12 protein-coding genes and 1 riboswitch are annotated in these 10,984 nt (G+C 69.5%); of the genes, 3 read left to right on the top strand and 9 right to left on the bottom strand.

Annotation, left to right across the window (positions count from 1 at the left end):
- Nucleotides 1-88: 88 nt before the first annotated feature.
- Nucleotides 89-934: a GntR family transcriptional regulator gene (locus tag BZB76_RS07720; protein WP_211342891.1), complete on the bottom strand. Its 846-nt coding sequence runs from the start codon at nucleotides 932-934 to the stop codon at nucleotides 89-91.
- A 53-nt stretch (nucleotides 935-987) separates the two neighbouring features.
- Nucleotides 988-2,148, bottom strand: coding sequence for a helix-turn-helix domain-containing protein (locus tag BZB76_RS07715; RefSeq protein WP_121433627.1), 1,161 nt, complete (start codon nucleotides 2,146-2,148; stop codon nucleotides 988-990).
- Nucleotides 2,149-2,345: 197 nt separating this feature from the next.
- On the opposite strand from BZB76_RS07715, the gene BZB76_RS07710 reads away from it, so the two are divergent.
- Both BZB76_RS07710 and BZB76_RS07705 read left to right on the top strand, forming a co-directional pair.
- Entirely contained in the window at nucleotides 2,346-2,597 is a 252-nt protein-coding gene (locus BZB76_RS07710) for a hypothetical protein (RefSeq protein ID WP_121433626.1), read from the top strand.
- Nucleotides 2,597-3,055, top strand: a complete 459-nt coding sequence (locus tag BZB76_RS07705; RefSeq protein ID WP_147449366.1) for an ATP-binding protein — start codon at nucleotides 2,597-2,599, stop codon at nucleotides 3,053-3,055. Before BZB76_RS07710 ends, BZB76_RS07705 begins: the two co-directional genes overlap by 1 nt.
- Nucleotides 3,056-3,150: 95 nt before the next feature.
- Here BZB76_RS07705 and BZB76_RS07700 read toward each other — a convergent pair whose 3' ends face one another.
- From BZB76_RS07700 to BZB76_RS07690, 3 genes are all read right to left on the bottom strand, one after another.
- Entirely contained in the window at nucleotides 3,151-4,140 is a 990-nt protein-coding gene (locus BZB76_RS07700) for a malate dehydrogenase (protein WP_121433624.1), read from the bottom strand.
- 199 nt (nucleotides 4,141-4,339) lie between these two features.
- Nucleotides 4,340-5,557: an NADP-dependent isocitrate dehydrogenase gene (locus BZB76_RS07695; protein WP_121433623.1), complete on the bottom strand. Its 1,218-nt coding sequence runs from the start codon at nucleotides 5,555-5,557 to the stop codon at nucleotides 4,340-4,342.
- Nucleotides 5,558-5,649: 92 nt separating this feature from the next.
- Nucleotides 5,650-6,081, bottom strand: coding sequence for a DUF3017 domain-containing protein (locus BZB76_RS07690; RefSeq protein ID WP_117398536.1), 432 nt, complete (start codon nucleotides 6,079-6,081; stop codon nucleotides 5,650-5,652).
- 196 nt (nucleotides 6,082-6,277) lie between these two features.
- Between BZB76_RS07690 and BZB76_RS07685 the strand changes: the two genes are divergently transcribed.
- Nucleotides 6,278-7,006, top strand: coding sequence for an FHA domain-containing protein (locus BZB76_RS07685; protein ID WP_121433622.1), 729 nt, complete (start codon nucleotides 6,278-6,280; stop codon nucleotides 7,004-7,006).
- A 161-nt stretch (nucleotides 7,007-7,167) separates the two neighbouring features.
- Here BZB76_RS07685 and BZB76_RS07680 read toward each other — a convergent pair whose 3' ends face one another.
- From BZB76_RS07680 to purN, 4 genes are all read right to left on the bottom strand, one after another.
- Nucleotides 7,168-8,016 carry a bifunctional methylenetetrahydrofolate dehydrogenase/methenyltetrahydrofolate cyclohydrolase gene (locus BZB76_RS07680; protein ID WP_121433621.1) on the bottom strand — a complete coding sequence of 283 codons (849 nt, stop codon included), beginning with the start codon at nucleotides 8,014-8,016 and terminating at the stop codon, nucleotides 7,168-7,170.
- Nucleotides 8,017-8,037: 21 nt separating this feature from the next.
- Nucleotides 8,038-8,124, bottom strand: a riboswitch (ZMP/ZTP riboswitch).
- Nucleotides 8,125-8,149: 25 nt separating this feature from the next.
- Nucleotides 8,150-8,314, bottom strand: a complete 165-nt coding sequence (locus tag BZB76_RS34625) for a hypothetical protein (protein ID WP_170180542.1) — start codon at nucleotides 8,312-8,314, stop codon at nucleotides 8,150-8,152.
- Between the two features lie 365 nt (nucleotides 8,315-8,679).
- Nucleotides 8,680-10,245, bottom strand: a complete 1,566-nt coding sequence (purH, locus tag BZB76_RS07670) for a bifunctional phosphoribosylaminoimidazolecarboxamide formyltransferase/IMP cyclohydrolase (protein WP_121433619.1) — start codon at nucleotides 10,243-10,245, stop codon at nucleotides 8,680-8,682.
- A complete protein-coding gene (gene purN, locus BZB76_RS07665; protein ID WP_121433618.1) occupies nucleotides 10,226-10,912 on the bottom strand; it encodes a phosphoribosylglycinamide formyltransferase in 687 nt (228 codons plus the stop codon). The genes purH and purN overlap by 20 nt, the downstream gene beginning before the upstream one ends.
- Nucleotides 10,913-10,984 lie beyond the last annotated feature (72 nt).

The raw sequence follows: 10,984 nt of genomic DNA, 5'->3' as shown, positions 1-10,984 counted from the left end.
GTTCACAGGGCGCAGTCGAGCACAGCTCCTGTCCTCCCGGGCGCAAGGGAAACTCCCCTCCCTTGCGCCCACCAGCCTTCCCGCCCCGTTACTCGGCGGGCGCGACCGGCGGACCGTCCGGGCCTGTGGAACGGTGGGGCCACTTGGCGGACTCGTCCCGACGCAAGCGTGAGATCTCTTCCATGCGGTCGCCGGGAATGACGACCTGCGTGACATCGACGGCCTTCTCGTCCAGGGCGCTATAGCTGATACGGACGATCTCCCAAACAGGCAACTCAACGGGTATGAGCAGCAGCCTGGCCTCATCCGGTGTCGGCATCCTCACGCGCCGACGCTCCAGCCACTCCAGAGGGCCGTGCCCTTTGGCCTCGATCGCGTCAATCCAAGCACCGGGACCTGTGCCGTGCGGCTCCTCGACTTCGGGAACCTCGGCGACGATGCGCGGATGTATCCACGTGGCGGAGATCTGGAAAGCCGGTTCCCCATCCGGTCCGGTCACGCGCAGGCGCCTCATGACCATCTCTCCGACCGGCACGTTCAGCATGTGGGCGAGTCGAGGGTCATCGAGCGGAACCTTACGGACGTCCGGCTCGATGTGGTGCGTCCAGAGCTCGTTGCCCATGGCCGCGGGGAAGCTGTAACCCGCCGCGAACTCCTCCTCGTTCTTACGATGCCTGGTGTTGCGCTTCACCAGGTCGGTCCGCATGACGGTCGCTCGATGCCTGGGCCGGACGACGGTCCCCCGACGGGGGACCGAGACGAGGCGGCCCTGCTTCGCCAACTTCCCGACCGCCCGCGCGACCGCGTTGCGGCTGACACCGTAGTGCTCGGCCAGCTTCTCCATCGGCGGCAACGTCGCGCCCGACCGCCACTCACCTGCGTCAATGCGCCGCAGCAAGTCGTCGGCGATCTCGTTGTACCGCGCTGACCCCACGTGCTCATCTCCTCGCATCGAGCGGATTCGGCGTCCGCAGCCAGAGCCCACGATCAGGCGGCGTGAAGAGCGCGGTGGACGTGCTCGGCCAGGTCGTTGAGTGCCGAGGGCGCGTCCGCGCGCATGATTCGGTCCGTGACCCGGCGTAGTAGGTTCGTCGTTCGGCCCGAGCCCACGGCACCGGCGTCCCCGCTGATCTCCCGTAGGACCGGCTCCGCCTCAGCCCAGTCGCCCACGTGTACCAGGGCGTTCAGCAGGTGCGTGAGGTCGTTGTAACGAGCCCGCGGGAAGCGGCCTCGCAGCTCTGCCGCCTCTCTCAGCAACGGCACCGCCGCGCCCCACTCGCCCAGCTCGGCGCGGGCCATGCCGGTGTGCCACAGGACCTCGGAGTCGGTGATCCACCACGTCCATGCAGCGTCGCGGCGGCCCGATCCGTCCAGCAGCACCGATCGGGACTGGGCGAGCGCGGCCATCGCGTCGGCCTTGTGGCCCAGTTGGGCGAGCGCTCGGCCGCGGCGAATGTTCAGTAGCGCCGCTGCGCGGGGCGGCAGCCCGTCGTTTAGTAGGCCCGTCGTGAGGCGGAGGGCTTCGGTGGGTCGGTGCAGGTGCACCGACTGCATCGCCAGGTGTGTCAACTCGAACAGTTCCATGTCCGAGTCTCCGGCCTGCCTGGACAGCATCAGGGCTTCGTGGATGATCTGCCGGGAGACGTCCTGCCGGTCGGCGTCGTAGGCCAGCCAGGCGGCGACCTCGGCCGCCTCGCCCGCAGCGGCGATCAGGTCTCGCTCGACCGCGGGCCGGTAGGAGCCCGAGCCCAACCGGTGGTTGACGGCCCGGAAGGCTCGCAGGGCCAACGGCAGGACGTCGTCGCCTCCGTGCACGGTGTCCAGGCGCACCAGCGACTGGCTGGTCCGGCGAACCTCGGTGACGAAGTCGGCGTCGGCGGGTGGGCCGGTCGCGGCGGGCATATGGACGCCGGTCAGGTCGAGCACCTCGGGGTGCCGCTCGGGATCCGTCGGTCGCAGCGCGGCGAGCGTGCCATTCGCCTGGAGTAACTGGTCCAGTCGTTCCGCCAGTTCCGCCGAAGGCCGTTTCTGATCGCTGGCCACTTTGGACAGATATCCGCCGTCGCATGGCACGAGACGTGCAAGTCCGCGTTGGCTCAACTGTCGCTCGGCAATCAAACGTCGAAGCTCTTCACCGAAGGTCGCCATTGCCTCACCCGTTTCGCCCGGGTTCACCCGTTACCTGACGCTGCCTGCATGGGAGGCCAGCAGACACCGCCTTCCACGCTAGCCCCGTATGCACTCAGGTGGAGTGCGAATGGTGTCCAGGACACAAAAGACGGCCTCGGGCCCGGCGGGCGAACGCCGGGAAACCGAGGCCTTGATCTGACGATGGAGGTCGGACCATGGAAAATGCCACGGCCAAGTCGCTGAAGGTGTTGGCGGCGCAATTCGCGCGGCGGGGGTGTCGGGCGCGGGTGGACGGGGGGAGGCTGATCATCTCGCTGGGTGTGCGTGGGGAGCGGGTGATCGCGTGTGACGGTCGGCGGTTCCGGCTGGGTGGGGAGCGCGGGCACGTTATCGGGCTTGTGGGGGCCGAGGCGGGGGCGGCGGAGCGGGCGTTGCTCGTGCTGCGGCAGATCAGGCGGTGGTCGTGATGGACGCCTGCTCGGCCCTGGAGATGAGGGAACCGGCGGCGGCGACGGCGCCGGCGCGGGTGCGTCGGTGGGTGCAGGGCCGGCTCGCGGAGTGGGAGTTGGCCGACATCGGCGATGATCTCGCGCTGATCGCGAGCGAGCTGGTCACCAATGCGATTCGGTGCACGGTGGGGCGAGAGATCAAGGTGCGGCTCACCCGGGAGCCCGGCGCCGTGAGGCTGGCGGTATGGGACGCCTCGGACGGCAGGCCCGTGCGCAGGCGCTCGGCGGGCGGTGATGACGACCCGGAGGCCGGGACGGGCGGGTGGGGGCTGCCGATCGTCGAGGCGCTGTCGGAGAAATGCGGGGTGACACCGACCAGGCCCCGCGGGAAATGGGTGTGGGCTCGGTATGCCATTAGCGGAGGTGCGGCGGTGGCAGCCGCGCGTCCTCTCGTCGAGGTAGAGCCCGCTGTGTGAACTCCACGGCCCCGAGGTGAGTGGTCAGGTTCTTCGTATCCCCCTGCGGAGGATCTTCCCCTAGACCGGTGCCCTCGGGGCCGTGGTCGAAAGTGTCAGATGAGGCCGAGCTTGCGGACGGCTTCGCGCTCCTCGGAGAGTTCTGCGACGGAGGCGTCGATGCGGGTGCGGGAGAAGTCGTTGATGTCCAGGCCCTGGACGATCTCCCACTTGCCGTCGCGGGTGGTGACGGGGAAGGACGAGATCAGGCCCTCGGGGACGCCGTAGGAGCCGTCCGAGACGACGGCCATGGACGTCCAGTCGCCGTCGGCCGTGCCGTTCACCCACGTGTAGATGTGGTCGATGGCGGCGGACGCGGCGGACGCGGCGGAGGACGCGCCCCGGGCCTCGATGATGGCGGCGCCGCGCTTGGCGACGGTCGGGATGAAGTCGTTCTCCAGCCAGCCCTGGTCGTTGACCGTCTCGGCGGCGTTCTTGCCGGCGACCTCCGCGTGGAAGATGTCCGGGTACTGGGTGGCGGAGTGGTTGCCCCAGATCGTCATCTTGCGGATGTCGGCGACCGAGACGCCCGCCTTCTTCGACAGCTGGGCGAGGGCGCGGTTGTGGTCGAGGCGCGTCATGGCCGTGAAGCGGTCGGCGGGGACGTCCGGGGCGTGCTGCTGGGCGATGAGGGCGTTGGTGTTGGCGGGGTTGCCGACGACGAGGACCTTGATGTCGTCGGCGGCGCCCGCGTTGATGGCCTCGCCCTGGGGCTTGAAGATGCCGCCGTTGGCCTCCAGGAGGTCACCGCGCTCCATGCCCTTCGTCCGGGGACGGGCGCCGACGAGGAGGGCGATGTTCGTGCCCTCGAAGGCCTTGGTCGCGTCGTCGAAGATGTCGATGCCGGACAGCAGCGGGAACGCGCAGTCGTCCAGCTCCATCGCGGTGCCCTCGGCGGCCTTGACCGCCTGCGGAATCTCCAGGAGTCGCAGGCGTACGGGGACGTCCGCGCCGAGGAGGTGCCCGGACGCGATGCGGAACAGCAGCGCGTAGCCGATCTGGCCCGCGGCGCCGGTGACGGTAACGGTGACTGGGGTGCGCGTCATTGCCTTCTTCTTCTCTCTGCTGCTGTGAACCTGAGCCCGCCGCCGCGCGGGGTCTCTCGCCATCGAGATATGTGCGAGGTTCAGGCTATCGCGCACTCCCTACCCATCACCCGGCAGGTGCACCATCGGCATGGCGCGTCGAGGCCGTCCCGGAAGTACTCCGGGACGGCCTCGGGGACGAACGCCTAAGCCAGGGGCCTCAGCCATTGACCTTTTTCTGGAGGTTGGTGTCGAGGGCCTCCAGGAAGGCCTGCGTGGTCAGCCACGGGGTCTCCCGGCCGACGAGGAGGGCCAGGTCCTTGGTCATCTGGCCGCCCTCGACCGTCTCGACGCAGACCTGCTCCAGGGTGCGGGCGAACTCGATGACCGCGGGGGTGTTGTCGAGCTTGCCGCGGTGTTCGAGGCCGCGGGTCCAGGCGAAGATGGACGCGATCGGGTTGGTCGACGTCGGCTTGCCCTGCTGGTGCTGCCGGAAGTGCCGGGTGACCGTGCCGTGCGCGGCCTCCGCCTCGACGGTCTTGCCGTCGGGGGTCATCAGCACGGACGTCATCAGCCCGAGGGAGCCGAAGCCCTGCGCGAGGGTGTCGGACTGGACGTCGCCGTCGTAGTTCTTGGCGGCCCAGACGAACCCGCCCTCCCACTTCAGCGCCGCCGCGACCATGTCGTCGATGAGCCGGTGCTCGTAGGTGAGGCCCTTGGCCTCGAAGTCGGACTTGAACTCCGACTCGTAGATCTCCTGGAAGATGTCCTTGAACCGGCCGTCGTAGGCCTTCAGGATCGTGTTCTTCGTCGACATGTACAGCGGCATCCCGCGCTCCAGCGCGTACCGCATCGTCGCCCGCGCGAAGTCGCGGATGGACGAGTCGTAGTTGTACATGCCCATCGCGATGCCGCCGCCGGGGAAGGAGGCGACCTCGAACTCCATCGGCTCACCCTCGCCCTCGGGCGTGTAGGTGATGGTCACCGTGCCGGGGCCGGGGACGACGAAGTCGGTGGCGCGGTACTGGTCGCCGTGCGCGTGGCGGCCGATGATGATCGGCTTGGTCCAACCGGGAACGAGGCGGGGGATGTTGGAACAGATGATCGGCTCACGGAAGACCACACCGCCGAGGATGTTGCGGATCGTCCCGTTCGGGGACCGCCACATCTTCTTCAGGCCGAACTCCTCGACGCGCGCCTCGTCCGGGGTGATGGTCGCGCACTTCACGCCGACGCCGTGCTCCTGGATGGCCTTGGCGGCGTCGACGGTGACCTGGTCGTCCGTGGCGTCACGGTGTTCGATTCCCAGGTCGTAGTACTTCAGGTCGACGTCGAGGTAGGGCAGGATCAACTGGTCCTTGATGAATTTCCAGATGATCCGTGTCATTTCGTCGCCGTCGAGTTCGACGACCGGGCCCGCTACTTTGATCTTGGGCATGCTGGTGCTGTCCCTTTCCTACACCGGGGCGAGCTAAAGACTCAGACCTTGTAAGGCTCAACTGGCAAGGCTAGCCGAGGGCGTTCGGAGGTCTAGACCTGGCCTGGGCCGTCACGACGACCGGTGATGAGGAGCCGCACGGCCCGCGCCACCATGGCGAGCAGGATCAACACGCCGAACGCGCCGGCGAGCGCGAGGCCCGGCTTGTTCATCGGCGGGACGCTGAGCGACACGAACGCGACCATCTCGCCGAGGATCACGAGCGTCCAGCAGTCGATGGACCGGCTGCGGACGGCGAGCGGGCCGAGCTGCGACTCGGGCAGCAGCAGCCGGGCGAGCGCACCGAACAGCAGCGCGGCGGCCATCAACCCGGAGCCCTTGCGGAAGTAGTTGAACGCGCACAGCGTGAGACCGGCGCCGACTCCGCTGAGCACGATCAGGTACGGCAGTTGCGCCAGCCAGTGCGGCGCGGCGCCCCGGCGGCGCGGCGCCCTGCGCGTCCGCCGACGCACCTGGGTGCTCATGGTTTCCACCGTATCGGCAATCCCCTCATGGCACGTCATCGTCCGGCTCCGCGGGCGGGACGGATGGTGCCCGGGTGATGCCCGAGAGCCCGGAATCCCTTGCACCATCGGTGCTACTCGCCAGTAGGAGGGTGTGACGGTGACGCGCCCGGGTAACCCGGCAGACAGGGGTCGCTAACTAGCTGGGAGGACTGCCGTGGAGGGGCCGTTCATGCGGATCGAGGACAGCGGGCTGGTGATGCCGCTGCGCCACGACGTGACGACGGTCGGGAGAGGGAGAGGAGTCGACATACGTCTCGACGACCCGAGTGTGTCCCGCTTGCACGCTGAGATCGTCCGGCGCGGACCCTACGTCTACGTTGTGGACATGGGTCTGTCCCGTAACGGGACCCGCGTCAACGGGCGACCCATCGCCCGCCGAGTCCTGGATGACGGTGACGTCGTGAGCTTCGGCACGGCGCGCTGCCGGATGGGGGGCATCCCCCGTGAGGAGGTCGATCCGGACGTCGAACTGCGGCGTGCCGTCGCACCCGAGCTCACCCGACGCGAGGTCGACGTGTTGACCTCGCTCTGCCGTCCCGCCCTGTCGGACGAGGCGTTCGTGGCCCCGGCCACGGCGCGTGACATCGCCGGAGAGCTGGTGGTGACGGAGGCGGCCGTCAAGCAGCATCTGCTGCGCCTCTACCAGAAGTTCCGGATCCCCGAGGGCGCCAACCGGCGCACGCGGCTCGCCAACGAGGTCATCGCCATGGGCCTCGTCCGGCCGCTACCACCGGTGCACGTGCCGCAGGGCCGCCCTCCGATGGACGGGCGCGTCCCCGGAGTCCGGCCGAAGCCCGACCCGCGGCGGACGGGTACGGGCCACGGCCATGTCACCGGGCCGCCCGGACGGGCACCGAGCCCGGCAGGACGGAGGGCGAGCTGACCCGAAGGGTTTCTCGGCGCCCACCCTCCGGGCAGCGCAAGGTCGTGAGGGTCATCGCCGAGACGGTCCGTACGGGGTCGCGTTAGTGACGGCGCGGCCCCGTCCGGCGGGAACGTGAACGGCGGGGTCGTCACCGGGGGTGCCGGTGACGCCCCCGCCGATCAGTTGAGGCGTTCGGCTGCCTCGACGACATTGGCGAGGAGCATCGCACGGGTCATCGGGCCGACCCCGCCGGGGTTCGGCGCGACCCAGCCCGCGACGTCCCGAACGTCCGCGGCGACGTCCCCGGCGAGTTTGCCGTCCACCCGGGACACGCCGACGTCCAGGACGGCCGCGCCGGGCTTGACCATGTCGGCGGTGATGAGACCGGGCACCCCGGCGGCGGCGACGACGATGTCGGCGGCACGGGTGTGCGCCGCCAGGTCACGGGTCGCGGTGTGGCAGAGGGTGACGGTCGCGTTCTCGGTGCGCCGGGTCAGCAGCAGCCCGAGGGAACGCCCCACGGTGATGCCGCGCCCGACGACGGTGACCTCCGCGCCCTTGATCGGCACATCGAAACGGCGCAGCAGCTCGATGATCCCCTTCGGGGTGCACGGCAACGGCCCCGGCTGCATCAGCACGAGCCGCCCGAGGTTCGCGGGATGCAGGCCGTCGGCGTCCTTGGCCGGGTCGATGCGCTCCAGCACCCGCTGCTCGTCCAGGCCCTTCGGAAGCGGCAACTGGACGATGTAGCCGGTACAGGCGGGGTCGGCGTTCAGTTCGGCGACCGCGCGTTCCACATCGTCCTGGGACGCGGTGGCGGGCAGGTCGCGGCGGATGCTCTCGATGCCGACCTCGGCGCAGTCGCGGTGCTTCATGTTGACGTAGGAGTGGCTGCCGGGGTCGTCGCCGACAAGGACGGTTCCCAGCCCCACGGACACGCCGCGCGCCCTCAGCGCCTCGACCCGTCCCTTGAGGTCCGAGCGGATCTCGGCGGCGGTGGCCTTGCCGTCCAGAATCTGTGCCGTCATGCGTTCCTCCGCGGAAGGTCTCCCGTCCACCCAGGCGCGCGGCGTCCGGACTCTTGGTTCGCTCCCCGGTGGTGCCCCACCTTGACCGCGCCAGTCGCGTCCGACCTCATGCTATCGACCGGCACCGGCCGCCTCAGTCTTCGGAGCGCCCCCGCCACGCGAGCAGCCGGTCCGTCCCATGCCATCCGAGCTGCGCCGCGAGCATCGCCGCGAGCACGGCGGCGGCCAGCCCGATCATCTGCCGCGACTCCATCAACAGCGCGTCCGTCCGGTAAACGGACACAACGATCATCGACAAGACCGCTTCCACCGCGCCTCCCATCCAGATCACTCCGCGCCGAAGTGGTCAGAACGTTCCGGGGGGCGCGGCAGACCAGAGGCTACCTGTTTATTGCAGTGCACTCCTCCTTCGGGCCTGGCGGCCCTCCATCGTCGTGAACTGCGTGCGATCGCTGGCATCGCTTCGTCTCGCCTGGCGGCTCGCTGCGCGATCAGGTTCTCGCTTCGCTCGCACCTGCCTTCGGACGCGATCGCAGTGGTCGAGGTTGTTGCGGGGTTGCGGAGGCGGGCTGGGGTGGGCGGAGCAGCGAGTCGGAGCGATGCCGGCGATCGCCTCGAGTCTTTTGACGGTGGAGGGCGCGCAGCGTCCCGGAGGAGAAAGGCTCAGTGGAAGAAGTGCCTTACTCCGGTGAAGTAGAGGGTTATTCCGGCCTTGGTGGCGGCGGCTATGACCTTGTCGTCGTTGACGGAGCCGCCGGGTTGGACGATGGCGCGGACGCCCGCTTCGGTCAGGACTTCAAGGCCGTCGGGGAAGGGGAAGAAGGCGTCGGAGGCGCCGACGGCGGAGGCGGCGCGGTCGGCGCCGGCGCGGGCTACGGCGAGTTTGGCGGCGTCGACGCGGTTGACCTGGCCCATGCCGACGCCGACGGTGGCGCCGTCGGCGGCGAGGAGGATGGCGTTGGACTTGGCGGAGCGGACGGCGCGCCATGCGAACGCCAGGTCGCGGAGGGTGGCCTCGTCGGCGGCCGCGCCGGTCTTGAGTTCCCAGCCGGTCGGGTCGTCGCCGGGGGCGTCGATGCGGTCGACGCTCTGGAGGAGGAGGCCGCCGTCGATGCGCCGGTACTCGGTGGCGCCCGCGGGGGCGTCGGGGCAGACGAGCAGTCGGATGTTCTTGAAGCGGTCGGTGAGGACGGTCACGGCCTCGTCCTCGAAGGACGGCGCGATCAGCACCTCGGCGAAGCTCTCGGTGACCTGCCGGGCCATGGCGGCGGTGACGGGACGGTTGGCCGCGATGACGCCGCCGTAGGCGGACACGGGGTCGCAGGCGTGGGCCTTGCGGTGCGCGTCGGCGATGTCGGCGCCGACGGCGATGCCGCACGGGTTGGCGTGCTTGATGATCGCGACGCAGGGGTCGGGGAACTCGTGGGCGGCGCGGAGGGCGGCGTCGGTGTCCACGTAGTTGTTGTAGGACATCTCCTTGCCGTACAGCTGTTCCGCTCCGGCCAGCCCGGTCTCGCCGGGGGTCCGGTACAGGGCGGCGCGCTGGTGGGGGTTCTCGCCGTACCGGAGGGTGTTCGACCGCTCCCAGGTGGCGCCGAGGAAGTCGGGCCAGTTCGTGTCGGCGGCGGTCTCGTCGGGGGCGTAGGCACTGGCGAACCAGGACGCGACGGCGACGTCATAGGACGCGGTGTGCGCGAACGCCTGCGCGGCGAGGCGGCGGCGTTCTTCCAGGGTGAAGCCGCCCGCGTTGACGGCGTCGAGGACGGTCCCGTACGCGGACGGGTCGACGACGACGGAGACGCTCGCGTGGTTCTTGGCGGCGGCGCGGACCATCGTCGGGCCGCCGATGTCGATCTGTTCGACGCATTCGTCGGGCCGGGCGCCGGACGCGACGGTCGCGGAGAACGGGTACAGGTTGGCGATCAACAGGTCGAACGGTTCGACGGCGAGGTCGTCGAGCTGCTGGAGGTGCTCCTCCTTGCGGCGGTCGGCGAGCAGGCCCGCGTGCACGTTCGGGTGGAGGGTCTTGACCCGCCCGTCGAGGCATTCGGGGAAGCCGGTGAGCTTCTCCACCTTCATCACCGGCACCCCGGCGGACGCGATCCGTCCGGCCGTGGAACCGGTCGAGACGATCTCGACACCGGCCTCGTGCAGGCCGCGGGCCAGTTCCTCCAGCCCGGTCTTGTCGTAGACGCTGATCAAAGCCCGCTTAATCGCCACCCGACTCACCGGCCGAGCTCCCCTCTTGATCGGACGTGTCCCTGCCGTTCGGTTCACCGCAGGTCTTGCATTTGAGTGAGACGCGTCTGCCGCGCGCCGTCCAGCCGTCACGGGCGAGCCGTCCGACGACGTCGACCAGGAGCCGGCGCTCCACCTGCTTGATGCGCTCGTGCAGGGAGTCTTCGTCGTCATGCCAGCGCACGGGGACGGTGTCCTGGGCGATGACGGGTCCGGTGTCCACTCCTTCGTCGACGAAGTGAACCGTACATCCGGTGACCTTCACCCCGTAAGCCAGGGCTTCCCGTACGGCGTGGGCGCCGGGGAAGGACGGCAGCAGCGCGGGATGGGTGTTGACGGTCCGGCCGCCGAACCGCGCCAGGAAACGCGGGCCGAGGATCTTCATGAATCCGGCGGACACCACCAGGTCGGGTTCGTGCGCCGCGACGGCCTCGGTGAGCGCCGCGTCCCAGCCGTCCCGGGACGGGAAGTCCGGAATTCGGACGGTGAACGTGGGCACGCCGCACCGTTCGGCACGGGCGGTTCCGCCGGTATCGTGACGATCCGCCCCCACGGCCACGACTTTCGCCCCGTAGGCTGGATCCGCGCACGCGTCGAGCAGCGCTTGTAGGTTGGTCCCCGCGCCGGAGACGAGGACGACGAGCCGGGCGGACACCATGACTCCCTGGTGGACGATGGGGTTTGCCGTTCTGGCCGACCAGCAGCCTATCGGGCCGGCTCGGCGCCCCCC

The sequence above is a fragment of the Actinomadura pelletieri DSM 43383 genome, from assembly GCF_003634705.1.
Lineage (GTDB): Bacteria > Actinomycetota > Actinomycetes > Streptosporangiales > Streptosporangiaceae > Spirillospora > Spirillospora pelletieri.
The sequence above is the reverse complement of the archived record's forward strand: the minus strand, read 5'-3'. Positions and strand labels throughout refer to the sequence as shown.